The organism is Catenulispora sp. EB89 (assembly GCF_041261445.1).
GTDB lineage: Bacteria > Actinomycetota > Actinomycetes > Streptomycetales > Catenulisporaceae > Catenulispora.
Window position 1 is genome coordinate 123,847 of record NZ_JBGCCU010000020.1, and the last position, 24,824, is coordinate 148,670.

Here is a 24,824-nt window from a genome sequence, read left to right on the forward strand (position 1 = left end):
GCTGAGATCCAACCGTGAGCAGGGTGAGGAAGAGGGCTGGTGCGACGCAACGCGGCCGGTCGAGAGCCTGAAAGCCTCGGCCGGCCGCGCTGCGTTCGTGTTCAGGATGTGACTAGTGTGTGGCCGGCCGGGGACGGCTCACGCCGCCGGGAGCGCCGCCACCCCGACTTCGGCCGCGGACGCGTATCCGTTCGCTCCCGCGGTCGCCGTCAGTCGTACATAGCGTGCCGAAACCGGTGTGAACTGAACGGATTTCAGCGTGGCGTCCTGCGGCCAGGTCCCCGGCGACGCCGCACTCGTGAAGGTCGCTCCGTCGCTGCTGACCTCGACGGTGTAGCCGGTGATCGTGCCGGTGATGTCGCCGTCCAGCCGCGGCTGGTAGGTCAGTCCCGTAACCGTCTGCACCGATCCAAGGTCGATCGTCAGGGAGATCGGCAGCGGGTCGTGGACCGGGCTGAACTGCGAGTGCCACAGGGTCGTGACCTGGCCGTCCACCGCGTTGCTCGCCGGGTAGCCGTTGTTGGCGCTGGTGGCCGTCGCGGACAGCGCGGAGGTCGGCACGAGGTACGGCCAGGGCCCGCCGGGCTGCGTCGCGACCGGCGCGCCGCAGGCGATCTGCAGACCGCCCCAGTCCGCGCGGTCGTTGTAGGTGCCGTCGCCGCCGTCGCCGACGACCAGGCTGATCACCTTCGCGGACCCCAGGTTCACGGACATGGTCTGGGGCGCGGCGCGGGTCACCAGGCCGCTGTCGTAGAGCTTCGTGCCGTCGCCGTAGACCTGGAAGGTGACGGTCCCGCCGGTGGGGTCGAAGTCGGCCGAGTCGTCGATGCCGACCGTGGCGCTGAGCGTGGTGCAGTTGCCGCCGACGTAGTAGTCGATCGTCGACACGGACGCGGTGCCGACGCCGGTGGGGTACGTGACGCCGTGCATCGTCAGCGGTCCGCCGCCGGCGTCCTCCAGATCGACGCGGGGAACGAGGTATCCGCTGGCCGCGTCGAGCCAGGGGTGGTGGCTCAGCGGGCCGGTGCCGGCGGGTGGCGCTGCGGGTACCTGGACCTGCGTCGACTCACTGGTACTGAGGGTCTGCAAGGACTTCGGCGCGCCGTAGTTCGAGCTCTGCCAACCGTAGCTCGCGGTCAGCGCCAACTGCTCCGGGCTCGGCAAGGCACCCGGGGCGGCTGTCACCTGCCAGCTCGCGGCCATCGATTGTCCGCTCTTGAGCTGGCTTGCGGTCACGGAGCCGGTCGGCGTGGCCGTCCAGCCCGCCGGGACGGCGAGCGTAAGCGACACGTCCTGGACCGGGAGCCGGCCGTTGTCGGTGAACGTGGCCGAGACCGGGAACGAGGCGCCGGGCGCGACCAGGGGAAGCGCGGCCTGCGCGGTCGGGGTCAGGGTCGCCGGGGACAGCACGGTCGAGGGGGCCATGGTGGCCGGGTCGCCGTGCCGGGACACCCGCAGCAGCACGACGCCGTGTGGGGCGACGGTCGCGGCGATCGTGCCCGCCGACTCGGTCGTCGTGTGCTGCCACAGGTCGCGCAGGGCATAGGCGCCGGATGTCGGGAGGCCGATCTGCGCGGCGGTCGTGGTGATGGTCTGCGGGGTCGTGCCGCGGTTGAGCAGTGCCACCGCGACGTCGCCGCCGGCCAGCGGTTTGGTCCAGACCTGGGTGTTGGCGGGGTTCGCGGGGTTCGCGGCGCCGGTCAGGACAGTGCCCTGGATGCCCAGCGGGTCCTGGTCCACGGCCAGCACCTCGCGGTTGGTGAGCATCGCGACGGCGTTGTCCGAGAGCTTGGTGACGTCGCTGCCGATGATCAGCGGGGCCGCGACGATCGACCACATCGAGAACTGCGACCGCGCCTCGGCGTCGGTCATGCCGAGCTCCGGGCCCAGGTAGTCCGGGTCGTTCCAGTGGCCGGGGCCGGCGGCCTCCGGGTGCGCGGCGTCGGCGTCCAGGTTGCGGAGGACGTCGGAGTACTGGACGTTGTTCGGGAAGCCGATGTCGGTGTCGGTCCGCCAGGAGTTGCCGGTGCTGGGGCCGAACTTGTAGGAGTCGAAGGCGGTGCGGCCGGGCGCGGCGCCGGTCTCGGGGATGAACGGGTTGCAGATGTTGAACAGCATCGGGCGATGGCTGCTGTTGTTCAGCAGCGCGTCGCGGAACTGGCCGTAGACCGTGGCGGGGTCCAGGCCCATCTGCTCGCTGCCGCAGAAGTCGACCTTCACCGCGTCGTAGCCCCAAGCCGCGAACTGGTTGACGTCCTGCTGGTAGCGGCCGTAGCTGCCCTGGTTGGCGCCGCCGCAGCCGTTGAGGCCGGAGTCGGTGTAGATGCCGGCTTTCAGGCCTCGGGAGTGGATGTAGTCGGCGACGGCCTGCATGCCGTCAGGCCACTGACTCGCGCTGACGGTGATGTTGCCGGAGGTGTCGCGGGTGCCGTTCCACCAGCCGCCGTCGATCCAGACGTAGTTGTAGCCGGCGGCTGCGAGACCTTTGGAGACCAGGGCGTCTGCCTCGGCTTTGATCGTCTGCTCAGTGAAGGTCGAGCCGAGGCCGTAGTAGGTGTTCCAGCCCTGATACGGGGTGCGGGCCAGGTTGTTGATGGGGATCGCGGTTCGGGACGGCGGTCGGGAGGCGGTCGCGCTTGCCCAGGCCGTTCCGCCTGTGACCAATAGGGCCGCCGATGCGGCCAACGTAGTGAGCTTTGATATCAACCTCATGCCGGCAACCCCACAGCCCGTTCGCGAGAGCGCCGTTGCTGGAGCACGACGGCGACGACCAACAGTGCGCCTTGCGCGATGTTCTGCCAGAAGGCGTTGATGCCCTGGACGGTCAGCCCGTTCTGCAGGGCTCCGAGCAGGGCGACGGCCAGCAGCGTGCCGCCGACGCCGCCCTTGCCGCCCTTGAGCGCGCAGCCGCCGAGCGCGGCGGCCGTGATGGACTGCAACTCCAGCCCCTCGCTGCCGGAGACCGGCTGCCCGGAGCCGGTGCGCGCGGTCAGCAGGATGCCGGCGACCGCCGCGACGACGCCGGAGAGCGCGTAGACGGCCAGGATGTACTTGTTGAGGTTGATGCCGGCCAGCCGGGCGGCCGTGTCGTTGCCGCCGATGGCGTAGATGTTGCGGCCGATGTCGGTGTACTTCAGCAGGACGTGGACGGCGGCGGCGACCGCGAGCAGCAGCCACACCATGACCGGCAGCCCGGCGATCTTGCCCCGACCGAGGAAGACGAAGATGCTGTCGTTGAGCACATAGCCCTGCGCGCGCCCGTCGGAGACGAGCTGCGCCACGCCCTTGTACGCGGCCAGGCCCGCGAGGGTGGCGATGACGGCGTTGACCCGGCCGTAGACGATGATCGCGCCGTTGACGACGCCGATCACGGCGCCGATGCCGATAGCCGCGCCGATGCCCGCGAACGCGTTGGACCCGGCGCTGGTGAACACCATGGCGCTGGTGACGGAGGCCAGGCCGGCCTGCGAGCCGACCGAGATGTCCAGCGCACCGAGGATGATGACCACGGTCTGCACCACGGCCAGCAGCCCGGAGATGGTCACCGCCTCGGCGATGACCTGGATGTTCTGCCAGCTCAGGTAGTTGGAGTTGAGCGAGCCGAACAGGATGAGGACGAAGGCCAGCGCGGCGATCAGGCCCAGGCTCTGCGCGCCGGCGCGGGTGACGGCAGCGCGGAGGCGGCTCGCGGGAGTAGCGGCGGCGGGAGGTTCCTCGGCTCGCTGGCCGAGTGTCGAGGGGGAAGTGGTGGTCATCGGGGACTGCCTTCCGGGGCGGATCCGGCGGACTCGCGGATCGGCGCGGGGGTGGTGGGGGCGGAGGCGGCTGGGTCGGGCGGCGAGCTGCGATATTCGGCAAGGTCGCCGGAGCTGTCTTGCCGGCCGGGGCTGCTGCCGCTGGCCGAGGCGCCGGCAGCATCTGCGGTATCGGCGAGGTCAGGCCGCAGACTGCCGGAACCGCCGGGCGTGCCGGAGTTGCTGTCGCTGGCCGAGGTGCCGGCGGAATCGGGAGCCGAGCCGCCGAGATCATCAGCCATCGCCAACGCGAGGATCTTCTCCTCCGAGGCCTCGGCCCGCCCCAGCTCCCCGGTGATGCGCCCGTTCTGCATCACCAGGATCCGGTCGGCCAGCCCCAGCACCTCGGGCAGCTCCGAGGAGATCACCAGGACCGCGGTGCCGGCCGTGGCCAGGTCGGCGATGATCTGGTAGATCTCCGCCTTCGCGCCGACGTCGACGCCGCGGGTCGGCTCGTCCAGGATCAGCAGCGCCGGTTTGCGCGCCAGCCAGCGGGCCAGGACGACTTTCTGCTGGTTGCCGCCTGACAGGGTTCTGACTTCGGCCTCGATGGAGGGCGCGCGGACCCGCAGCCGATCGGCGTACTCCTGGGCCAGGGCCTTCTCCGCACGGCGCTTGACGAAGCGCCAGCGACGCAGTCGGTGCAGGCTGACCAGGGTCGTGTTGTCGCGGATGGTGCGCTGGGCGAACAGTGCCTGCGCTTTGCGTTCCTCGGGGGCCAGGCCGATGCCGGCGCGGATGGCGTCGCGGGGGCCGCGCAGGCGGAGCGGTTTGCCGTCCATCAGGATCCGGCCGGAGCGGATCGGGATGTCGCCGGCCAGGGCCAGCGCCAGTTCGGAGCGGCCGGCGCCGATCAGGCCGGCCAGTGCGACGATCTCGCCGGCGTGTACGCGCAGGCTGATGTCGCGGACGTCGTTCGTGGTCAGCTGCGAGACGTCCAGCACCACGCGATCGGTGGCGGCGTGTTCGCGCACGAACAGCTGCGACAGGTCGCGCCCGACCATCAGCCGCACCAGCGCGGTCTCGTCGACGTCGGCCGCCGGCGCGGCGCCGGCCAGTTCGCCGTCGCGCAGCACCACGACGCGGTCGGCGAGCTGGAACACCTCCTTCATCCGGTGCGAGACGTAGATGACGGCGATGCCCTGGTCCCGCAGCCGCCGGATCAGCGCGAACAGCGCCTCGACCTCGTGCTCGGACAAGGACGACGTCGGCTCGTCGAAGGCGATGGCGCGCGCCGGCGTGCTCCCGGTCAGGGCCCGCATGATCTCCACGAGCTGCCGTTGGGCCGGGGTGAGCTGCGAGCCGAGCAGGTCCGGGTCCAGCGCTTGGGCGAAGCCCAGGCGCTCCAGGTCGGCGAGCACGCGGCGGCGCAGCCCCGCGCGGTCGAAACCGCGCGGGCCGCGGCGTGGCAGCGCTCCGGCGTAGACGTTCTCCGCAACGGAGACGTGCGGGATGATCTCCGGCTCCTGCGGGATCAGCCGGACGCCCGCGCGGTGCGCGTCCTGCGGCGAGTGCAGGTCCAGGACCTGGCCGTCGAGGGACATCCGGCCCTGGGTCGGACGCTGGTCGCCGGTGAGGATGCGCAGCAGCGTCGACTTGCCGGCGCCGTTCTCCCCCATCAGTGCGGTGACCTGGCCGGCCGGGAAGGTGACGGTGACGTCGTGCAGGGCCCGGACCGGGCCGAAGCGTTTGGAGATCGCCTCGGCCGCGAGTCCGCTCCCAGCACCCTGAGTGCTGGGGCCGTCGGGGCTGTCCACCGGCCTCAGCTGCACTTCACGCCGGCGGACTGCCAGGTCGTGGCGTCGACCATGGTCGTGGGCGCGTCAGCCTCCTGGGGGAAGGCCTTGCCGTTCTTGAGCTTGTCGTACATCGTCTGCACGGCCAGCGACCCGATGTCCTTGCCGCTGATGTAGAGCGCCGCCTTCATCCCGGTCGGCTGCGAGCTGCCCCAGTCCTTGCACGCCAGGTACGCGCCGAGGCCGACGCCGATCACGTTGTCCGCCGAGACGCCGGCGTTCTGCAGCGCCGTGACACCGCCCTGGACGTTCTCGTCGTTGCAGCCCCAGATCACCCAGTGCTTCACGCCGGGGTTGGCGGTGATCGTCGCGGCGACCTTGTCCTGCGCACCGGTCGGGGTGTTGTCGGTCGCGACGTCGATGTTCTGCACGCCGGCGCCCGCACCCGCGGCGAAGCTCGCCTTGGCGGCCTTGACCCGGTCCGTGCACACGGTCACGTCCTGCTTCCACGCCGAGATGGTGCGCGTGTCGGCGGCGCTCCACCCGGCCTTGGCGTACAGGTCGGCGGCCTTCTTGCCGACGTCGGTGCCCATCTGCGTGCCGCTGAAGCCGACCCGCGGCACCAGGTTCGCCGTCGGGCAGGACGCGGGGTCCGGGCCGGAGGTGCACACCTGGTCGTCGGAGGTCAGCAGCGGGATGCCGGCGTCCTTGGCCAGCTGCACCACCTGCGGGCCGACCGAGGGGTCCGGCGGCACGATGATCAGGCCGCTGCTCTTCTGCGCGACGGCGGCCTGCACGTCGCTGACGGTCTGGTTGGCGTCGTCCCCGAGGTTCACGACCTTCAGGTCGACCCCGAGCTGGGCGGCCTTGGCCTTGGCCCCGTTCGCCTCGTCGATGAAGTACTGCTGGTCGCCCTGCTTCTGCAGGTACGTCAGGGTGATCTTGCCGGTGACCGGGGCGCCGGAGGAGGCCGCCGCCGTGGTGGACTTGCCGGTCGAGCAGGCGGTCGCACACAGCGCCACCGCCACGCCGAGCACTGCGGCCGAGCCGCGGACACGCGCGAGGTTCATGTTCTCACTCCGATGAGGCGAGGAGATGCCTGATGAGCGGAGGCTCCGCTCGTGGAGCGAATGTAGGAGCCGCGTCGGCGTGCGTCAAGATTATTGCATTATTAATTCTCTTCGGTAGGGTGGCCTCGTGAACGAACAGACCTGTCGCCGCTTCACCGACCGGGTCGCCGTGGTCACCGGGGCGGCCGGCGGCATCGGCGCGGCCACCGCGCGGCGCCTGGCCGCCGAGGGTGCGGCGGTGATCGCCGTCGACGTCGCCGACGACGCGGGCCGCGCGGTGGTCCAGGAGATCAGTACGGCGACGGATACAGCCGAAGCCGGCGGCCGGGCCGAGTACTGGTCCGGGGACGTTGCCAGCGCCGCCATGTGGGACGCGTTGGCAGAACATGTACACGCTCGTTACAAGCGGCTGGACGTGCTGCACAGCAACGCGTTCCGGGTGGTGGTCAAACCGGCGCACGAGCTGAGCGAGGCCGAGTGGGACGGACAGCTCGGCGTGAACCTGAAGGCCGCCTGGCTCGGCGTGCGGGCCTTCGCCGGGATGCTCGGGGAGAATCAGGGCGCGATCGTGCTCACCTCCTCGGTGCACGCGCTGATCGGCCTGCCCGGCCATCCCGCCTACGCCGCGGCCAAGGGCGCGCTGTGCGCGCTGGGCCGGCAGCTGGCCGTCGAGTACGGCCCGCGGATCCGGGTCAACACGGTCCTGCCGGGCCCGATCCTGACCGCGGCGTGGGACCGCGTCGACGCCGAGGGCCGGGCCGCCAGCGTCGCGGAGACCGTCGCAGGACGCTTCGGGCGCCCCGAGGAGGTGGCCGCGGCGGTGGCGTTCCTGGCCTCGGCCGACGCCTCCTTCGTGACCGGCGCGAACCTGGTCGTGGACGGTGGCTGGTCCGTCGTCAAAGCTTCGTCATGACAGCCACCGGCGAAGTGAGTGCCGGGCAGCGGAAGGGTTTCCCAGTATGAGTGTGCACGTACGCGGCCTGCACGGTCAGGCCGTCGACGTGATCGGCGAGCGGATCGTGCGCGGCGACAACGCCCCCGGCGACCTGCTGTACCCCGACCGGATCGAGGCAGAGCTCGGAGTCAGCAAGACCGTGGTGCGCGAGGCGCTGCGCGTCCTGGCCTCCAAGGGCCTCATCGACTCGCGGCAGAAACGCGGCACCTTCGTCCGGCCGCGCGCCGACTGGAACCTGCTGGACGCCGACGTGCTGCGCTGGCGCGGGCAAGGGGTCCCGGACGAGGGCTTCCTGGACGACCTGGCCGAGGTCCGCGCGATCGTCGAGCCGGCCGGGGCGAGGCTGGCGGCCCGCCGGCGCACCGAGGAGGACCTGGCCGCGCTGGTCGAGGCGATCGAGCAGATGGAGGCCGCCGACGGCGACGTCCCGGCGACCGTCGAGGCCGACCTGGCCTTCCACCGGGCGCTGCTGGCCGCCGCGCACAACGAGCTGCTCACCGGGATGGAAGTGGTCATCGAGGCCGGCCTGCGGGTGCGCGACAGCTTCGTGCACGGCGCGGACCACGGAGCCGAGCACGGGGCCGACGACGCCGTCCCGGCGCACCGCGCGGTGGTCGACGCGATCGCCGCGCGGGACCCCGAGGCGGCGGCGCGCGCCGTCGAGGCACTGCTCGCCAAGGCGGTCACCGACCTGCGGCAGCTGATCGGCTCACCGGACCGGGAAGAGACCGCATGAAGATCACATCGCTGGAGACGTTCCTGGTCGCGCCGCGCTGGCTGTTCCTGCGCATCGGCACCGACGAGGGCCTGGCCGGCTGGGGCGAGCCGGTGGTCGAGGGCCGCGCGGAGACGGTCCGCGCGGCCGTGGCCGAGCTGTCCGGGTACCTGCTCGGCGAGGACCCGCTGCGGTTGGAGCACCACTGGCAGGTGCTGACCAAGGGCGGTTTCTACCGGGGCGGCCCGGTGCTGTCCTCGGCGGTCGCGGGGATCGACCAGGCGTTGTGGGACCTGGCCGGGAAGGCCTACGGGGTGCCGGTGCACCAGCTGCTCGGCGGGCCGGTGCGCGAGCGGGCGCGGGTGTACGCGTGGATCGGCGGCGACCGGCCGACGCAGGTCGCGGAGCTGGCCCGCGAGCAGGTCGAGGCCGGGTTCACAGCGGTGAAGATGAACGGCTCGGCGCAGATGCGGCACATCGACACCCCGGCGCGGACCGAGGAGGTCGTCGCGCGGGTCGCGGCGGTGCGCGAGGCGCTGGGGCCGGATCGGGACGTGGTCGTGGACTTCCACGGCCGGATGTCGACGGCGATGTCGCGGCGGCTGCTGCGGATGCTCGAACCCTTACAACCGTTGTTCGTCGAGGAGCCCGTGCTTCCCGAGCACAGCCGGGACCTGCGTTCGCTGGCCGAGTCCTCGGGCGTGCCGCTGGCGGTCGGCGAGCGGCTGTACTCGCGGTGGGACTTCCGGGACGTGCTGCCCAGCGGCATAGCCGTGGCGCAGCCCGACGTCTCGCACGCCGGCGGGATCTCCGAACTGCGGCGGATCGCCGCGGCGGCGGAGACGTACGACGTGGCGATGGCTCCGCACTGCCCGCTGGGGCCGATCGCGCTGGCGGCGAGCCTGCAGTTGGACTTCGCCACGCCCAACTTCCTGATCCAGGAGCAGAGCCTAGGGTTGCACTACAACAAGGGCAACGAGATGTTCGACTACTTGCTCGACCCCGAGCCGCTGCGGGTGCGGGACGGCCATATCGCGCGGCTGACCGGGCCGGGGCTCGGGATCGAGATCGACGAGGCCGCGGTGCGGCGGGCCGACGAGACCGGGCATCGGTGGCGGAATCCGGTGTGGCTGCATGCGGACGGGTCGTTCGCGGAATGGTGAGGATTCCCATGGATCTGACCGAAATACCGTTTCGGACCCTGGTCATCGTGCGGGGCACGGACCGCGATGCCGCGCTGCGCACGGTGTTGGTGCTGGCCGAGGAAGGGCTGAGCACGGTCGAGGTGTCCTTGACGACGCCGGATGCCTTGTGGGTGATCGAGCAGGCGCGAGTGGAACTCGGCGCCGAGGCCGACCTCGGGGCCGGGACGGTGGTCACCGCTGAGGACGCGAGGCGCGCTGCTGACGCGGGCGCTGGGTTTCTGGTGACGCCCGGGCTCGGTGCCGATCTGCGCGACGGACCGGCGACCGGACTGCCGATGTTCGTCGGCGCTCTGACGCCGAGTGAGGTGATCGCAGCGGGCGAATTCGGTGCTGACGCGGTGAAGCTCTTTCCGGCGTCGGTCGGTGGGCCGCGGTATCTCAGGGCTTTGCGGGATCCGTTTCCGGGGACGCCGTTCGTGCCGGTGGGCGGGGTCGATCTGGATGCCGCTCGGGAGTATCTGGCTGCGGGGGCGGTGGCGGTCGGGGTCGGATCGCCGTTGGTCGGCGATGCGGCGAAGGGCGGGGACGTGGCGGAGTTGCGGCGGCGTGCTGCCGCCTGGCGGGTCGGTATGGCCGAGGCGGTCTCGGCGGTCGGAGGAGAACGGTGATGACGTCTGCGGCCGGGTTGGACGTCCTAACCATCGGCGAGACCATGGGCGCGTTGCGCGCCGCCGGACCCATTCGGCTCGGCTCGGCGATGACACTGTCGGCGGCGGGTGCCGAATCGACGGTCGCGATCGGGCTGGCGCGGTTGGGGCATCGTGCCGGGTGGGTCGGCCGGGTCGGGAACGACGGGGTCGGGGAACTGGTTCTGCGTACGCTTCGTGCTGAAGGCGTCGATATCACCTGTGCACGCGTGGATCGGGACGGTCGGCCGACCGGGCTGATGACTCGGGAGCATCGGCTCGGGAACCTGATCCGGGTGGACTACCACCGGGCTGGTTCGGCCGGCTCTGCGCTGGAGCCCGGTGATGTACTGGCCGCGCTGGATGGTGGGGCGCGGGTGCTGCATCTGACCGGTATCACGCCGGCGCTCGGCCCGAGCGCCGCCGAGACCGTGCTGGTCGCGGCTCGGCGCGCGCGTGAGCTGGGCGTGACGGTCAGCTTCGATGTCAATTACCGGTCGCGGTTGTGGCCGCCGGAGCGTGCGCGCGAGGTGCTGCTCCCGTTGGCTGAGCTTGCTGATGTGCTCATTGCTTCCAGCGATGAGCTGCATCTGGTGGCGCCGACGACCGGAGTACTGGGAGGCCGCGAAGTGGTCGTCACGCGAGGCGGCAACGGAGCCAGCGTGACCACGGCCGACGGCCGCACCGTGTCAGTGCCCGCACACACGGTGCCGGTGGTCGACGTCGTCGGCGCCGGGGACGCGTTCGTCGCGGGCTATCTGTCAGGTCTGCTCGACGGGTTGCCCGCCGAGCAGCGGCTGCGCCGCGCTGTCGCCGTCGGCGCGTTCTCCGTCGCCACCGCCGGCGACTGGGAGGGCTTGCCCACTCGTGCCGACCTCGCTCTGCTCGACGAGCCCGCCGGGACCACCGTGCGGTAGGAGCCGTACCGATCTGAACGCCAGCGGGAAGCAGGCTACGGCGACATAGACGATCCCTGCGACGGTCGCGACGCGGAAGCCGCCGAACGCCGACGCGAGGGGGCCGACGCTGAGCTGACCGACCGGGATCGCGGCGTAGGAGAGCAGGTCGTCGAAGGAGCACACCCGGGACAGCGCGGTCGGCGGGACGTGCTCCTGGAGCGAGGTGTCCCAGCTGACGCTCGCGACGGCCGAGCCGAGGCCGGCGACGAAGGCGGCGGCGATCAGGTACGGGGCGTGCAGGCCGGCGCCGAGGACCAGCAGGGGGATGGCGATCAGCACGCTCATGAGCTGGCCCAGCGCGAGGAAGTAGCGGATGGTCAGCCTGGTCAGGAGCGTGCTCATGACCAGCAGGCCGACGCCTCGGGCGCTGAGGACGAGGCCCCAGGCGGCGGCGCCGCTGGTCTTCCTGGTCAGTTCCGGGCCGAGGATCTGCCAGGTGCCGGTCTGGACCAGGTTCAGCAGGCAGAAGGTCGCCGAGACGGTCCAGACCCAGCGGAAGCCGACGAACTGGCGCCAGCCGTCGCGGATGTCGGCCAGGATGCCGGTCTTTCGCTGCGCCTTCTCCGGGCGGCTGGTCAGGGACAACATCCGAAGGCAGACGGCCGCGAACAGGTAGGTCGCCGCGTCGAAGGCGATGGCGGCGCCGCTGCCGATCGCGACGACGAGGACGCCGGCCAGGCTCGGGCCGAAGATCTTCGTGGCGTTGCGCAAGGAGCTGAGCAGGGCGTTGGCCCGCTGGATCTGGTGGCGTTCGACGAGCTCGGGGAGGAATCCGCGCAGGGCCGGCGTGGTGAAGGCGGCGAGGACGCCGTTGAGGAGTTCGAGCAGGGCCACCAGGATCAGCGAGTAGTGGCCGGTGAGCAGGAGCGCGGCGACCGCGGCCTGGGTCAGACCGGAGCCGAGGTTCGCCCAGACCAGGACGGTGCGGCGGGCGAAGCGGTCGGCGGTCGCGCCGCCGACGAGGAGGAAGACCAGCATCGGGATCATCCGCGAGGTGAGGACGATACCGAGGTCGCCGGCCCGGTCGTGGGAGGCGTTGAGGACGGCGAAGGCCAGGGCCACCGGGGACATCGAGGTGCCGAGCAGGGAGACGGTCTGGCCGGTGAAGAAGTAGCGGAAGTCACGGCGATGGAGGAGGCGGTGCGGAGGTTGGGAGTGGGGCTCGGACTGGCCGGCGGGGCTTTCGGGCATGGCCGCGAGTGTCCGAGCGCGTGCTGTGGAATGCTAACCCTTCGGATGGAGGCGAAAGATGACGCTCTTGCGCTTGTCGCCGCGTGCCCTGTCCAGGTCGCGCTTCGCCTTGTCGCCGCTGGCCGAGACGTTCGGCGCGCTGCGGATGCTGACGAATCCGTGCACCGACCCGTGGCTGGCGTCGTGGCACGAGCGGCACGCCGCGACGTTCCGCGCGCGGGTGGCCTCCGACCGGTTCGCGGCCGGGCTGGTGCGCCTGCTGGTCACGGCGAGCTGGCTGCCGGACTTCGTCACGCTGCCCCCGACCGGCGGTATGCGCACGACGCTGGCGCAGGAGCTCGACGCCGTCCGCCGCTTCTCGGACCCGGAGATACGCACGCAGCTCGAGGCGAGCGACCAGCACACCGACATCGCCGGCGGCCTGGACTGGCTGGAGGGCACGGGCTGGGCCGAGCGCTGCGCGCAGCTGCTGGACACGGTCTGGCGCGACCACGTCCGGCCCGACTGGCCGCGCCGCCGCGCGCTGCTGGAACGCGAGGTGACGTACCGCGCGGGCCTGGTGGCGGTCTACGGCTGGTCCAACGCGCTGGGCAACATGAACAAGCGCAGCGAGTGGGTCGGCGAGGACGCGATCCGCTTCAGCCACCGGCCGATGGCCGACCGCGTCGTCGGACCGGAGGGAATGCTCTTCGTCCCGGTCACCCTCGCCCGCGGCACCTGGCTGTGCGAGGTCCCACCGGACAGCTTCGCCCTGGTGTACCCGGCGCGCGGCGTCGCGGAGCGCGGCGGCGGCCCCGCGGACGACCGCGTGCGCGCCCTGGTGCGCCTGATCGGCCCGGTCCGAGCACGGATCCTGCTGGAGCTGAGCCGCCCGGCGACGACCACGGAACTCGCGACGACGCTGGAGGTCTCGCTGGGCACCGCCGGCGGCCACATCACGGTGCTGCGCGAGGCGGGGCTGATCGAGGGCACGCGGGTGGGGCGGCGGGTCGTCTACCGGCGGACGGATGATGGGGATCGGCTCGCGGGCTGATGCTCGCGGACCGGTCGTCTCGTGGGGCTGGTCGTCTCGTGGGCTGAGCAGCGCGAGGGTAGAGCGCTGGATGGCACTCGACCGGCCACGCGGCGGTGAACGCTCCCCACGTTTCGCACGCACAGCCCGACGGAAGGATCGTCGGTGACGGCGGTGAATCAGGGCCATGAGGAGGCGCGTCCAGGTGGCACCGGCGCGAAGTGAGCCCGGGAGCCGCGCCGACCTCTCTCGTCTCCTCGCCTCCGGCCCGTTTTCCGCCGCGCTGCGGGCCGCGATCGCCGCGAGCGGCCTGAGCCTGGACCGCATCCAGTACCGCCTTCAGCAGTACGGCACGCCGCTCAGCCTGGCCACGCTCAGCAGCTGGCAGTCGGGGCGGCGGCAGCCCGAGCGCGCCGCGTCGATCGCGGCGTTGGGGCGGTTGGAGGAGATCGTCAGGGTGTCGCCGGGTGCCCTTGCCGCGCTGGTCGGGCCGCGGCGGGCGCGGGGGCGGATGGCGTATGCCGAGGCGCCGGATCTGGTGGAGGTCTACCGCGGGTGGGATCCGATCGCCGGGATGCTCAGCGAGTTCGACACCGGGTCCGACGACCTGCTCGTGCGCCTGTCGCAGTACGAGCGGCTCACCGTCGGGCCGGACCGGCGGCTGCGCGAGCTCTACTCCCGGGCGCTGGTTCGGGCCGCCACGAATGATGTGCGCTCCGCCATCGTGATCGACCAGGCCGCCGACGGCAGTGCGCCGGTGATCCGGCCGCTGCGCGGGTGCACGCTCGGCGCCGTGCGCTCAAGGCCGGAGGCCGGGCTGACCATCGCCGAGCTGCGGCTGCCGCGGCCGCTGAACCGCGGCGAGCTGCTGGTCATGGAGTACGTCGTCGAGTTCACGCCGCCGTACCCGGGCGACCGCGAGACCAGCCGTCGGCTGCGGCTGCCGATGCGCGAGCACGTCATCGACGTCGAGTTCACCCGGCCCGCGCTGCCCGCGCGCTGCGTGCAGTTCACGGTTTCCGGGACGGAGGACGCCGATGCCGTCGAGACCGAACGCGTCCTGACGCTGGACGAACGGGACCGGGCCTGCGCCATGGGCGTCGACCTCGACCCCTGCGTCATCGGGGTGCGCTGGGAGTGGCCCGGGCCGCCGTGACGGGGACGCGGCCCGGGCACCGGGGCGAGAGAGGAAAGCCGAGGGAGGGAAGGGGAGCCCGAGGGAGGAAAAAGCAGAGGTCAGGAACTCAGCCAGCTGATGCTGAAGCTCCCGTTCGACAACGGCGAGTTCTGCGTCAGCGGCGTGTTCCCGCGCTCGATGTCGGTGGAGTTGACCGTCCCGGCCTGGTCCAGGGGCTGGCCGTTGGCGACGAGGTTGGTGAACGTGACCGACCCGAACGGCGCCACCGGCCCGATGCCGTTCCCCAGGTCCTCCACGATCGCCTCGGCCGAGCCGAGCTGGTCGTCACCGGTCTCGTTGAACGTCTTCGACCAGCCCTGCGTCGTGTCGCTCTCGGTCAGCGTCCACGAGCTGCCGCTCACCGACACCGAAGCGGTGATCTGGTCGCCGGCGTTGACGGTCTCGGTGAAGTAGATCGAGTCCGCCGGATACATCTCCACCCACGGGTAGTAGCCGGCCACCCCGCCCTGGCAGTCCTGGTCGAAGCCGATCTGCTCGACCGTGCTGGTGCCGTAGCCGTCGATGCCGATCCACGGCGAGACCGAGCTGTCCGGGACCGACGAGCAGTCCAGCGTCGGCACCGTCCACGAGCCGCTGATCGAGGTGAACTGGTTGCCGGTGTCCGCGTACCCGCCCCAGATCTGGTCGTCGTGCACCTTGTGGTTGCCCGGCCGCGCGTGGTTGTAGTGCGGGAAGGTGGCGGGGGCCTTGGTGTGCGAGGCATGCGAGGCGGCCGAGGCGGGGCCGGCCAGCGTCACGGCGAGAAGCACCGAGCTGCCGGCGGCGAGGCATGCCAAGCCGACCCGGTATCCGGATATTGCCATAATGTTCCTTTCACGTGGGGGTGGCGCCCATCGCAGCAGGCTTATAAGGGAGAGTGGCCGAATACCCTGCCGCTGGAAACCAAGGGAGGGTAAAGCGCGTGATGTCGGCACGTTGACGTTTTCACGCTGAAAAGGGGCCGCTCCATGACCGTCCAGCACGACTTCCCCCTGAAGCGTCGTGCGGGCCCGGCAACGTGGATTTCACGCCAAATCCCGCCCGATCCCACCAGCCCGCCGAACCCCACGCGCACCAGCATCGTGTCGGTCGTGCCAGGGCGCCGTCCGCGTCGGACGGCGCAGCGGCAACTGACGATCGGAAGGATCGGCACGATGAGAAGACCAGGTGCCCTCGCAGCGACCGTGGCGGGGTTCAGCGCCGCCGCGGTGCTCGTCATGAGCCCCATGACGGCGCAGGCGGCAGGAGCCGACACGACCTTCACCCCGATACCGCCGGTGAACTCCGGCACGATGCAGCTGATGTCCATCTCCCCGAAATCGGCTTCTGACGCCTGGGCCGTCGGCGTCGACTACCTGAACGCGAACACGGTCATCGCCACGCGGGCCGAGCACTGGAACGGCACCGCGTGGAAGGTCACGCCGACGCCCAGCCCGACCGGAAACGTCGACATCCTCAACGGTGTCGCGAACATCTCGCCCTCCGATGCCTGGGCGGCCGGCTACAGCCAGAACACCGCCGGGACCTACTCGGCGCTGCTGGAGCAGTGGAACGGCACGCGCTGGGCCACCGCGCCCGGCGGCAAGGCGGCCGCCAGCAGCCAGGAGACCCTGAACGTGGTCGCCGCGACGTCCCCGAACGACGTCTGGGCGGCCGGCGAGCACTTCGACTCCTCGGTCGGCGGGTTCGTGGGCCTGATCGAGCACTTCGACGGCACGGCGTGGAGCATCGTGCCGAACCCCGACTCCTACACCTCCAACGGGATCCAGCACAGCGTCCCGTCGTGGAACGCGATCGTCGCGAACTCGGCCTCGGACGTGTGGGTGGCGTCCAACTCGGGGTCGCAGACGGCGGTCGTCGAGCACTGGGACGGCACGGCGTGGAGCGTGATCCCGACGCCGCAGTTCACGGTGCTCAACGGCGTCAGCGTCAACGAGGTGGCGGTCGACGGGCTCGCGGCCACCTCGGCGAACGACGTCTGGGCGGTCGGCACGATCACCGGCTTCGGCCGGCACGCGCCGCGCGAGCAGCTCCTGGAGCACTGGAACGGCACCGCCTGGAGCGTGGTGTCCTCGCCGTCCGGCACCGCGACGCCGCAGGGCCTGTCCAGCGTCGCCGCGCTGTCGCCGACCGACGCCTGGGCGCTCGGGTTCCAGCCCGGCACCGCCAATCCGGCGCTCCAGCACTGGGACGGGACCGCATGGAGCAACGTCGCGGTCCCCAGCCTGAGCGGGGCCCTGACCGAGCTCGCCGCGGCGCCGACCAGCACCCTGATAGCGCTGGGCAACACGCAGGCTTTCCTCAGCACCAACGGGTGAGCGACGGGTGAGCAACGGGTGAGCCGGAGTTGATCGGCTGACAGCCGTGCTCCCGCCGGCGTGTTCCGCGTCGGCGGGAGCACGGTCAAGCGGTTGTCAGCGGCTTCGTCTACCGTCGAAGCCGTGATCACCACGCTGGCCGTCGAGAACTACCGCTCGCTGCGCGACCTGTGCATCCCGGTCGGCCCGCTGACCGTCGTCACCGGCGCGAACGGCAGCGGGAAGTCCAGCCTGTACCGGGCCGTGCGGCTGCTGGCCGACGTCTCGCGCAACGGGGCCGTGGCGGCGCTGGCGCGCGAAGGGGGCCTGCGCTCCACGCTGTGGGCCGGGCCGGAGCGGGGCACGAAGCCCGGGCAGCGGGCGCAGGGCACGGTGCGCAGCGTGCCGGTCGGGCTGCGGCTGGGCTTCGGCGGCGACGAGTTCGGCTACGCGATCGACCTCGGGCTGCCGATACCCAGCGGCGAGCCGGAGGCGGCGAAGTTCAACCTGGACCCGGCGATCAAGACCGAGGCGGTGTGGAGCGGTCCGGTGCTGCGCCCGGCGACCTCGCTGATCGAGCGGCACAACGACGTCGTCAAGATCCGCGGCGCGGACGGCAGATGGGCGCCGAAGCCGTACCCGATCCAGCAGTTCGACAGCATGCTCAGCGAGTTCGCCGACCCCGAGGCGGCCCCGGAACTGTTCCGGGTCCGCGACCGCATCCGCTCATGGCGCTTCTACGACCACTTCCGCACCGACGCCGACGCCCCGGCGCGCGCCCCGCAGATCGGCACCCGCACCCCGGTGCTGGCGCACGACGGCTCCGACCTGGCCGCCGCGCTGCAGACCATCGTGGCCACCGGCCGCCGCGCGGAGCTGGACGAGGCGATCGACGGCGCGTTCCCGGGCAGCCGCCTGGAGGTGCAGGTCGAGGCGGACGGCCGTTTCTCGCTCCAGCTGTGGCAGAACGGCCTGCTGCGCCCCCTCGGCGCCCCGGAGCTGTCCGACGGCACCTTGCGGTACCTGCTGCTGGCCGCCGCACTGCTGAGCCCGCGCCCGGCGGACCTGCTGGTGTTCAACGAGCCGGAGACCAGCCTGCACCCGGACCTGCTGGCACCGCTGGGGGCGCTGATCGCGGCGGTGTCGGAGCGGAGCCAGATCATCGTGGTCTCGCACGCCGACGGCCTGATCCGGGCCATCGGCCGCGCGGCTTCGGAGCTGCGGCGGGATGTGGGGCTGGTCGAGCTGGAGAAGGTGAACGGGGAGACGGTGCTGCCGGGGCAGGGTCTGTTGGATTCGCCGCTGTGGTTCTGGCCGAAGCGGTGAACGGGCCGCTCAGACTTCAGCAAGCTCCTCCGCCGCGACCGCTTCCGGATCCTGCGCTTCGGCGGCGGCGCGTCCCGGCAGCAGCAGGCACAGCGGCACCGCCGCGGCCGTGAACGCGGCGGCCCACCAGAAGGCGTCGCCGAATCCCGCGGCCCGAGCGGACACGGTGTGGGCACCGGCGGTGGCACGCTGCAGGATCATGACGAGCACCGCAGTACCCACCGACCCGCCGACCTGCTGCGCGACGCGGCTGATGCTGGACGCGGCAGGGATCTGGTCACGCCGCAACCCGACATAGGCGCCGCCCATCAGCGCGATCATGGCGGCACCGAGCCCCAGGCCGCGGATGAACAGGACGGCCATCAGCACCGTGTTGCTGGTCGTGGCGGTGACGAAGCCGAACGGGACGGTGGACGCGAAGGTGACGGCGAAAGCGGCGACGGCGATCGGCCGCGCCCCGAACCGGTCCATGTACCGCCCGGCCAGCGACCGGGAAAGCAGCGTGCCGAGGCCCTGCGGGATCAGCAGCAGCGCCGCCCCGAGGGCCGACTCGCCGCGAACCTGCTGCCAGTACAGCGGCATCAGCAGCATCGCGCCGTAGAGCGCGGCGCCGGCCAGGAGCAGCAGCGCCGAGGACGAGGCCAGCGACCGGTGCCGGAACAGCCGAATGTCGAGCAGGGCGTCCGCGCCGCGCCGCAGGGCCCAGGCGACGTACCCGGCCAGCAGCACCACCCCGATCGACAGCGGCAGCCCGGCCTTGGCACTGGCCAGCCCGCCGGAACCGCCGAGCTGTGTCAGGCCGTAGATGACCGCGGCGACCCCGGGCGAGAGCAGCGCCATGCCGACGGCGTCCAGACGCGGACGCGTCCCGGGACGGGGTCCGTCGTGCGGCAGGTTGCGCCAGGCGAGGTATCCGCCGACGACGCAGAAGGGGACGTTGAACAGGAAGATCCACCGCCAGTCCCCCAGGTGCAGGATGACACCGCCGAGCACCGGTCCGATGACCGGCCCCAGCGCGGTGGGCACGGTGATCAGCGACATGATCCTGCCGATGGTGCGACCGCCGGCGGCCTGCATGATCAGCGTGGCCATCAGCACCATCATCACGCCGCCGCCGACACCCTGGACCACGCGGAACGCGATCAGGCTCGGCGCGTTCCACGCCGCCGCGCACAGCATCGAGCCGGCGAAGAACAGGCCGAGCGCGAGGATCCACAGCCGTCGGCCGCCCAGCACCGCCTGGGCCCAACCGACGGCCGGCATCGTCGCGGACAGCGCGAGCAGATAGGCCGTGGTCACCCATTGCACGGTGGCCAGCGAGGTGTGCAGCTGCCCGGCGAGGCTGTCGATCGCGACGCTCATGATCGTGGTGTCGAAGATGACGGCGAGCGCCCCGACGATCAGCGTGAAGATCAGGCGCCGCAGGGCGGGGTCGATGCGGTCCGGCACGGGCGGCCGGGCAGGGGTGGCGCTCATCGGTGGCTCCTTAAGATACAGCGATCTATCTTACGGAGCTCAGACTAAGCCGCTACGATTAGATACGCAACTCTATCTAAACGAGGGAGCCACGATGCCGGAGCGCCGCCGCGGAGCCACCCTGGAGAACGCGCTGCTCGACGCGGCCTGGGAAGAACTCACCGCCGTCGGCTACGCGCGCTTCACCATGGACGCCGTGGTCAAGCGGGCCGGCACCAGCCCGCCGGTCCTCTACCGCCGCTGGCCCGACCGCGACGCCCTGGTCCGCGCGACCCTCACCCGCGTCCTGCAGAAGAACATCCTGGTGGCCCCCGACACCGGCAGCCTCCGCGAGGACGTCCTGACGCTCCTGCGCGAGATCAACGCCACCAGCGTCGAGCTCGTCACCGCGATGAGCAGCTACTTCGCCGGCTACCACAAGGAGACCGGAGCCGGGACCGGCGACCTGCGCGACCCCGCCGCGACCGGCCGGAAGCAGGCCGTCGACGCGATCTTCGAGCGCGCCGTCGAGCGCGGCGAGGTCAAGGCCGACCGCCTCACCGAGCGCGTCCGGACGCTGCCGTTCGACCTGCTGCGGCACGAGTTGCTGACGACCTACTCCCCCGCGCCCGACGACGTCCTGGAGGAGATCGTCGACACGATCTTCCTGCCTTTGGTGCGGTGAGCTCTGGTCAGGAGGAGCGCGGAAGCACCTTCCCTACCGTGACCGGAAGCGCGGCGAGCGATCGCTGCCGGTGGCTCGACCGCCAGACCAGTTCCTCCGACGGCGCGGCCAGGGCCAGGTCGGGGAGTCGGGTCAGCAGCGTGTGTAGTGCGATGCGTACTTCGAGGCGGGCCAGCGGCGCGCCGAGGCAGTAGTGCACTCCGTGGCCGAAGGTGACGTGACCCGCGTACGTCCCCGGACTCCCGGCGGCTTGCGGATCGCGATTCGCGGAGCTGACCGACAGCAGAACGGTGTCACCGGCCGGAATCAGGACGCCGTCGCCGAGCGCCACGTCCTCAGTCGGAAAGCGGCGGATCGCGGTGGTCCCCGGCTGGTCGCGCCGCAGTACCTCCTCGACCAGCGTGGTCATGCCCGGGGTGTGCGGGTCCGGTTCGGCGCGCACCGCGTCGGCGGCGGCGGGGTCGGTGAGGAGGCGGGCCACGGCTGCGCTGATCACGTGCACCGAGTTCTCGTAGCCCGCGAACAGGATCAGGAAGGCGAGCGAGAGCAGTTCGTCCTCGGAGAGGCGGTCGGCGCCGTCGCGGGCCGCGATCATGGCCGAGAGCAGGTCGTCGGCCGGTTCGTCGCGCTTGGCGGCGAGCAGGCCGGACAGCAGGCTGATGATGCCGCGCATGGTTCCGGCCACCTGCTCCGGGCCGTACTCGCCGGGGGCGAGCAGGACCTGGGTGTGGCCGCGCAGCGTCGCGCCCTGCTCGCCGGGGACGCCCAGCAGGTCGCAGATCACTGCGATGGGGAGCGGTGCGGCGTAGGCGCTGACGAGGTCCGCCACGCCGGAGCCCGCATCAGCACCAGCATCAGCACCTGCGACATCACCATCACCAGCGGCCAGCGCATCGATGAGCGCGTCCGCCTGCCCCTGAATCCGCTCGCGAAGCCCCTCCACCCGCCGCGCGGTGAACGCCGAGGACACCAGCCGCCGTAGCCGCGCGTGGTCCTCGCCGTCCAGGTTCAGCAGGTTCGCCTCCAGCGCCGGCGGCAGCCCGAACCCCTCGTAACCGGCCTGTGAGGCCTTCTTGTTCAGCGCCAGCCGCGGGTCGGCGAGCAGATTCCGCACGTCCTCATACCGGCTCACCACCCAGATCCGCTCCCCGCCCGCGAGCCGCGCGCAGTGCACGCCCCCGGGCTCGGCGTGCAGCCGCTCGGCCACCGCCTCGTGGTCGGCGCCGAGAACGGGAACGAGCGCGCGGGCGATGTCCGCGTCTTTGACGGTCACGAGGGAACTCCATCTTGCGCACGGCGGTAAAGACCGGATCAGCCTAGTGGATCAGGACTCTGGCCAGACCGCTGTCACGCCTGCACCAGCGACGACCTGCTCAGGATCACGATCCCGGCGATCGCCAACGCCCCGGCCGCCGCCTGGCCGACCAGCGCCCACGACGTGGCCAGCGGCTCCCGGAACACGACGGCCCCCATCAGCACCGATCCGACCGGCTCCACGGTGTCGATGACCGGCAGGCTGATCGCCAGCGAACCGGCCTGGTAGGAACTCTGGACGAGGAGCAGTCCGGTGACGCCGACGGCGATCAGCGCGTACGGCTCCCAGTGCCCCAACGTATCCCAGCCGTCGTTGCGGAACAGGTCGGCCGTGCTCTTGGTCAGCGCGTCGAGCAACGCCAGCAGCATCCCGGCCGCCGCCGCGTACAAGGCGGTCCGGGCCTTGCCGGACGTCCGGAACCCCACCGCGAGCAGCGAGGCCACCACCGCCACGACGGCGATCAGCACCAGCGTCCAGTCCGCCAGCCCCGGCACGGCCGTCCCCGTCACGGACGGCAACGCCACCAGGAACGCGGCCATGCCGCCGGCGGTGCACGCCGCGCCGGCCATCTCGGCGCGCGTGAGCCGGCGACCGCGGCGCCAGGCGAGCAGCGGCAGCGCGAACAGCAGGTCGGTCGACGCCAGCGGCATCACCAGCACCAGCGGGCCGAACGCGAGCGCCACGCCTTGGATGCCGAAGGAGGCGACGTCCAGCGCCGCGCCGGCGAGCCATACCCGACGCCGGAGCAAGGACACGATGAGACTCGGGTGCAAGGATCGCGTCTCGGGGACGGACGCGGCGGCGGACTGCTGGAGCACGGCGGCGACCGCGAAGGCCAGGGCGGCCAAGAGCGCTGCCGTCACTGCCACCGCAATCGTCACATGTCATAGCATGACGGAACAAAGACGACTCGCCACGGGAGACACGCGTGCGCCTGCTGCTGACCACGGACACCCACCTCCCGACCCGTGCCAAGGCGCTGCCCGCGCCGCTGCTCGACGCGCTGGACGAGGCCGACGTCGTGTTCCACGCCGGGGACTGGGTCGACACCGCCACCCTCGACCTGTTCCAGGAACGCTCGAAGCGGCTGGTCGCGGTCTACGGGAACAACGACGGCCCGGCCTTGCAGGAGCGGCTTCCGTTGGTGGCGCGGGTCGAGCTGGCGTCGTGCCGGTTCGCCGTGGTGCACGAGACCGGTCCGGCGCAGGGACGTGAGCAGCGGTGCGCGGCGCAGTTCCCTGACACCGACGTCCTGGTGTTCGGGCACAGCCACATCCCGTGGGACAGTCAGGCACCCGGCGGCCTGCGCCTGCTGAACCCCGGCTCGCCGACCGACCGGCGTCGGCAGCCTTTTGCGACGTTCATGACCGCCGCCGTGGAGGACGGCCGGCTCAGCGATGTGCGCCTGCACGACCTGCCGCCTCGCTAAGGAAGGTGCTTGGTACCGCCGCGGGCCCGAAGAGCGGCCGGGGACAGGCCCCAATGCCGTTGGAACGACTCGGTGAAGTGGCGGCGGTCGAGGTAGCCGCAGGAGCGGGCGATCGCGGCGATGGGGGTGTCGTGGTGGCCGGGGTCGCAGAGCAGCTGCGCGGCGGCCTCCAGCCGGCACCGGGCCAGGTAGGCGTGCACGGTGCACCCGGCGAACTCGCGGAACAGCCGCGCCGCGTGCCGCTCGCTCAGGTGCACCTGGGCGGCGACCTCGCGGATGCGCACCGGGCGGTGGTAGTTGTCGCGCAGGTAGCGGATCATCGTCGTCACGGTCGGGGCGCCGGGGGCCGCGGGAGCGAGCCGGGCGGGGTGGCGCGGCAGGCTGTGGGACGACGGGTCGCTGAGGGCGCGGGCCGCGGCCAGGACGAGCGCTGAGGCGAGGGAGCTGATCATCTCCGCGCTGCCGGGTCCGGGGTCGGACGCTTCGCGGGCGAGCAGCAGCAGAATGCGGGGAACAGGACCGTCGGCGGCCACTGCGATGCGGTCGTCGCCGGTGGTGAAGGCCTCCATGAGATCGGCGGCGTCGCGGTCGTCCTCGGCGGTCGGGCCAGCAGCGGCCCCAGCTTTCGCACCGGCCGCGTCCTGGAGCACGGCCCACGACCAGAACACGATGCCCATCGGATCGTCGTCGGAGGCCACGATGTCGTGGACGTCGCCGGGCCGGGCCAGGAACAGCTCTCCCGGGCCGATCGCGTGGTCGACACCGCCGACGCGGAACGTGCCACGCCCCGCGTAGGTGTAGCAGAGCTCGTAGCAGGAGTGGACGTGGGGGAAGTTGCGCCACGGCTCGGGGGCGTAGAAGCCCCAGTCGACGAACTCGATCCGGCGGCCGGCGAGTCGGACGCCGACCCGCTCGGCTCGCAGCCGGCGCAGGGCCGCGCCCGAAAGGCGCAGCCCGTCCGCCGTGGCGTCGGCAGTCACGGCCGGCGCGCCGTGGGATCCACGCCGCGCAGGATCATGCCCTGCCCGAGCGACCACTGGTGGTCGTCGGTGGTCGGCCGGTCCTCCGGGTCCCGGTACTGCACCAGCCACGTGACGCGTTCCTGGTCGGAGGTGTTGAGCCCGGAGCCGTGCACCGTGAGGTAGGTGAAGAACAGCACGTCACCGGCCTCCGCCGGGCACGGCACCGCATCGTCCAGCCGCCACTGGTCCGGCGCCAAGTGCCAGCTGCCGTCTTCGATGTGCTCCAGCGGGCCGTTGTGGTGGCTGCCCGGCACGACGCGGACGCAGCCGCGCTCCTCCTCGGCGTCGGTGAAGTGGAAGATCGCGGCGGCGACGGTGTCCTTCGCGTGCGGGAAGAAGGGGTGGTCCTGGTGCATGGGGAACGGAGAGCCGTTCTCCGGCGGCTTGACGAACATCTTGGTGTGGTGGAGCTGGAGGTTGGGGCTGCCGTTCAGCGCCGCGGCGGTGTCGGTGAAGCGGCGGTCGACGAGCAGCCTGGCGAAGGCGGCGGAGTGGAACTGGGTGTCGTGGCAGTGCCGCAGCCGGGTGGCGGCGGCGCCGGCGGCCTCGCGGGCGCTCCCCCACGTCGGGTCGTCGGTCTCGTTGAGGCGCCCCAGGAGGCCGTGGCACTCCTCGCGCATCGCGGCGGCCTCGTCGCCGTCGAGGAGACCCTTGACCAGGAGGTAGCCGTTCTCGCGGTAGAAACGGACATCGGCGTCGGTGATCGGGTACCGCGCGGCGGCGGGAGCGGCGGTTTCGGTGACGGTCTGCATGTGCTGTTCGGCCATGTCTCGAAGGTAGGCGGGGCTCTGGCGCTTGCAGAGCGGCCCGACGGTCACGGAGGTGGGGAATCCGGACAGGCTACGCCCTCGGCTG

21 protein-coding genes and 1 pseudogene are annotated in these 24,824 nt (G+C 71.6%); 11 read left to right on the top strand and 11 right to left on the bottom strand.

The genetic code is table 11. The features are described from left to right. Positions 1-138: 138 nt before the first annotated feature. Genes ABH920_RS34200 through ABH920_RS34215 form a run of 4 tightly spaced genes read right to left on the bottom strand, consistent with a single transcriptional unit; the run spans position 139 to position 6,600 of the window. Entirely contained in the window at positions 139-2,712 is a 2,574-nt protein-coding gene (locus ABH920_RS34200) for an NPCBM/NEW2 domain-containing protein (RefSeq protein WP_370353382.1), read from the bottom strand. Continuing rightward, entirely contained in the window at positions 2,709-3,755 is a 1,047-nt protein-coding gene (locus ABH920_RS34205; protein WP_370353383.1) for an ABC transporter permease, read from the bottom strand. Before ABH920_RS34205 ends, ABH920_RS34200 begins: the two co-directional genes overlap by 4 nt. Continuing rightward, on the bottom strand, positions 3,752-5,551 hold the full coding sequence (locus tag ABH920_RS34210; RefSeq protein WP_370353384.1) for a sugar ABC transporter ATP-binding protein: 1,800 nt from the start codon (positions 5,549-5,551) through the stop codon (positions 3,752-3,754). Before ABH920_RS34210 ends, ABH920_RS34205 begins: the two co-directional genes overlap by 4 nt. A gap of 5 nt (positions 5,552-5,556) precedes the next feature. After that, on the bottom strand, positions 5,557-6,600 hold the full coding sequence (locus tag ABH920_RS34215; RefSeq protein WP_370353385.1) for a substrate-binding domain-containing protein: 1,044 nt from the start codon (positions 6,598-6,600) through the stop codon (positions 5,557-5,559). 127 nt (positions 6,601-6,727) lie between these two features. On the opposite strand from ABH920_RS34215, the gene ABH920_RS34220 reads away from it, so the two are divergent. From ABH920_RS34220 to ABH920_RS34240, 5 genes are read left to right on the top strand one after another with little or no spacing between them, the layout of a single operon-like run. Beyond that, positions 6,728-7,513, top strand: a complete 786-nt coding sequence (locus ABH920_RS34220) for an SDR family NAD(P)-dependent oxidoreductase (RefSeq protein WP_370353386.1) — start codon at positions 6,728-6,730, stop codon at positions 7,511-7,513. 46 nt (positions 7,514-7,559) lie between these two features. Then, a complete protein-coding gene (locus tag ABH920_RS34225) occupies positions 7,560-8,291 on the top strand; it encodes a FadR/GntR family transcriptional regulator (RefSeq protein ID WP_370353387.1) in 732 nt (243 codons plus the stop codon). Further along, positions 8,288-9,433, top strand: coding sequence for a galactonate dehydratase (gene dgoD, locus ABH920_RS34230; RefSeq protein WP_370353388.1), 1,146 nt, complete (start codon positions 8,288-8,290; stop codon positions 9,431-9,433). The genes ABH920_RS34225 and dgoD overlap by 4 nt, the downstream gene beginning before the upstream one ends. Before the next feature lie 8 nt (positions 9,434-9,441). Beyond that, complete coding sequence (locus ABH920_RS34235) at positions 9,442-10,083, top strand: bifunctional 4-hydroxy-2-oxoglutarate aldolase/2-dehydro-3-deoxy-phosphogluconate aldolase (RefSeq protein WP_370353389.1); 642 nt, start codon at positions 9,442-9,444, stop codon at positions 10,081-10,083. Then, positions 10,083-11,018: a sugar kinase gene (locus tag ABH920_RS34240; protein ID WP_370353391.1), complete on the top strand. Its 936-nt coding sequence runs from the start codon at positions 10,083-10,085 to the stop codon at positions 11,016-11,018. The genes ABH920_RS34235 and ABH920_RS34240 overlap by 1 nt, the downstream gene beginning before the upstream one ends. A gap of 66 nt (positions 11,019-11,084) precedes the next feature. On the opposite strand, the pseudogene ABH920_RS34245 reads toward ABH920_RS34240, so the two are convergent. Then, positions 11,085-12,251 (bottom strand): annotated as a pseudogene (locus ABH920_RS34245) (MFS transporter); the annotation flags it as partial. A 58-nt stretch (positions 12,252-12,309) separates the two neighbouring features. Here ABH920_RS34245 and ABH920_RS34250 point away from each other — a divergent pair. Further along, entirely contained in the window at positions 12,310-13,284 is a 975-nt protein-coding gene (locus tag ABH920_RS34250; RefSeq protein ID WP_370353392.1) for a helix-turn-helix domain-containing protein, read from the top strand. Positions 13,285-13,468: 184 nt separating this feature from the next. Then, positions 13,469-14,419, top strand: a complete 951-nt coding sequence (locus ABH920_RS34255) for a hypothetical protein (protein WP_370353393.1) — start codon at positions 13,469-13,471, stop codon at positions 14,417-14,419. A gap of 80 nt (positions 14,420-14,499) precedes the next feature. Here the strand turns inward: ABH920_RS34255 and ABH920_RS34260 are convergent, their stop codons facing one another. After that, positions 14,500-15,264: a G1 family glutamic endopeptidase gene (locus ABH920_RS34260; RefSeq protein ID WP_370353394.1), complete on the bottom strand. Its 765-nt coding sequence runs from the start codon at positions 15,262-15,264 to the stop codon at positions 14,500-14,502. A gap of 330 nt (positions 15,265-15,594) precedes the next feature. Here ABH920_RS34260 and ABH920_RS34265 point away from each other — a divergent pair, with 330 nt between their 5' ends. Next, entirely contained in the window at positions 15,595-16,758 is a 1,164-nt protein-coding gene (locus ABH920_RS34265; protein ID WP_370353395.1) for a hypothetical protein, read from the top strand. A gap of 123 nt (positions 16,759-16,881) precedes the next feature. Continuing rightward, positions 16,882-18,063 (top strand): AAA family ATPase, encoded by a 1,182-nt coding sequence (locus tag ABH920_RS34270; protein ID WP_370353396.1) that lies wholly within the window; start codon positions 16,882-16,884, stop codon positions 18,061-18,063. A 9-nt stretch (positions 18,064-18,072) separates the two neighbouring features. Here the strand turns inward: ABH920_RS34270 and ABH920_RS34275 are convergent, their stop codons facing one another. Next, positions 18,073-19,539: a DHA2 family efflux MFS transporter permease subunit gene (locus tag ABH920_RS34275; protein ID WP_370353397.1), complete on the bottom strand. Its 1,467-nt coding sequence runs from the start codon at positions 19,537-19,539 to the stop codon at positions 18,073-18,075. A gap of 94 nt (positions 19,540-19,633) precedes the next feature. Between ABH920_RS34275 and ABH920_RS34280 the strand changes: the two genes are divergently transcribed. Beyond that, positions 19,634-20,203, top strand: coding sequence for a TetR/AcrR family transcriptional regulator (locus ABH920_RS34280; protein WP_370353398.1), 570 nt, complete (start codon positions 19,634-19,636; stop codon positions 20,201-20,203). Positions 20,204-20,210: 7 nt separating this feature from the next. Here the strand turns inward: ABH920_RS34280 and ABH920_RS34285 are convergent, their stop codons facing one another. Both ABH920_RS34285 and ABH920_RS34290 read right to left on the bottom strand, forming a co-directional pair. Beyond that, positions 20,211-21,476 carry a cytochrome P450 gene (locus ABH920_RS34285; protein ID WP_370353399.1) on the bottom strand — a complete coding sequence of 422 codons (1,266 nt, stop codon included), beginning with the start codon at positions 21,474-21,476 and terminating at the stop codon, positions 20,211-20,213. A gap of 74 nt (positions 21,477-21,550) precedes the next feature. Further along, the gene (locus ABH920_RS34290; RefSeq protein ID WP_370353400.1) at positions 21,551-22,399 is read right to left on the bottom strand and encodes a DMT family transporter; all 849 of its coding nucleotides are present in this window, start codon (positions 22,397-22,399) and stop codon (positions 21,551-21,553) included. Positions 22,400-22,446: 47 nt separating this feature from the next. Here ABH920_RS34290 and ABH920_RS34295 point away from each other — a divergent pair, with 47 nt between their 5' ends. Continuing rightward, the gene (locus ABH920_RS34295; RefSeq protein WP_370353401.1) at positions 22,447-22,947 is read left to right on the top strand and encodes a metallophosphoesterase; all 501 of its coding nucleotides are present in this window, start codon (positions 22,447-22,449) and stop codon (positions 22,945-22,947) included. Here ABH920_RS34295 and ABH920_RS34300 read toward each other — a convergent pair. Then, on the bottom strand, positions 22,944-23,927 hold the full coding sequence (locus ABH920_RS34300) for an AraC family transcriptional regulator (protein WP_370353402.1): 984 nt from the start codon (positions 23,925-23,927) through the stop codon (positions 22,944-22,946). The genes ABH920_RS34295 and ABH920_RS34300 overlap by 4 nt on opposite strands. Beyond that, positions 23,924-24,736 carry a phytanoyl-CoA dioxygenase family protein gene (locus ABH920_RS34305; protein WP_370353403.1) on the bottom strand — a complete coding sequence of 271 codons (813 nt, stop codon included), beginning with the start codon at positions 24,734-24,736 and terminating at the stop codon, positions 23,924-23,926. The genes ABH920_RS34300 and ABH920_RS34305 overlap by 4 nt, the downstream gene beginning before the upstream one ends. Positions 24,737-24,824 lie beyond the last annotated feature (88 nt).

Excerpts from the sequence above, each read along its gene's own strand:
- ABH920_RS34200 (WP_370353382.1), bottom strand. The coding sequence starts at position 2,712 with ATGAGGTTGATATCAAAGCTCACTACGTTGGCCGCATCGGCGGCCCTA.
- ABH920_RS34205 (WP_370353383.1), bottom strand. The coding sequence starts at position 3,755 with ATGACCACCACTTCCCCCTCGACACTCGGCCAGCGAGCCGAGGAACCT.
- ABH920_RS34215 (WP_370353385.1), bottom strand. The coding sequence starts at position 6,600 with ATGAACCTCGCGCGTGTCCGCGGCTCGGCCGCAGTGCTCGGCGTGGCG.
- ABH920_RS34225 (WP_370353387.1), top strand. The coding sequence starts at position 7,560 with ATGAGTGTGCACGTACGCGGCCTGCACGGTCAGGCCGTCGACGTGATC.
- dgoD (WP_370353388.1), top strand. The coding sequence starts at position 8,288 with ATGAAGATCACATCGCTGGAGACGTTCCTGGTCGCGCCGCGCTGGCTG.
- ABH920_RS34235 (WP_370353389.1), top strand. The coding sequence starts at position 9,442 with ATGGATCTGACCGAAATACCGTTTCGGACCCTGGTCATCGTGCGGGGC.
- ABH920_RS34240 (WP_370353391.1), top strand. The coding sequence starts at position 10,083 with ATGACGTCTGCGGCCGGGTTGGACGTCCTAACCATCGGCGAGACCATG.
- ABH920_RS34250 (WP_370353392.1), top strand. The coding sequence starts at position 12,310 with ATGACGCTCTTGCGCTTGTCGCCGCGTGCCCTGTCCAGGTCGCGCTTC.
- ABH920_RS34260 (WP_370353394.1), bottom strand. The coding sequence starts at position 15,264 with ATGGCAATATCCGGATACCGGGTCGGCTTGGCATGCCTCGCCGCCGGC.
- ABH920_RS34265 (WP_370353395.1), top strand. The coding sequence starts at position 15,595 with ATGAGAAGACCAGGTGCCCTCGCAGCGACCGTGGCGGGGTTCAGCGCC.
- ABH920_RS34275 (WP_370353397.1), bottom strand. The coding sequence starts at position 19,539 with ATGAGCGCCACCCCTGCCCGGCCGCCCGTGCCGGACCGCATCGACCCC.
- ABH920_RS34280 (WP_370353398.1), top strand. The coding sequence starts at position 19,634 with ATGCCGGAGCGCCGCCGCGGAGCCACCCTGGAGAACGCGCTGCTCGAC.
- ABH920_RS34305 (WP_370353403.1), bottom strand. The coding sequence starts at position 24,736 with ATGGCCGAACAGCACATGCAGACCGTCACCGAAACCGCCGCTCCCGCC.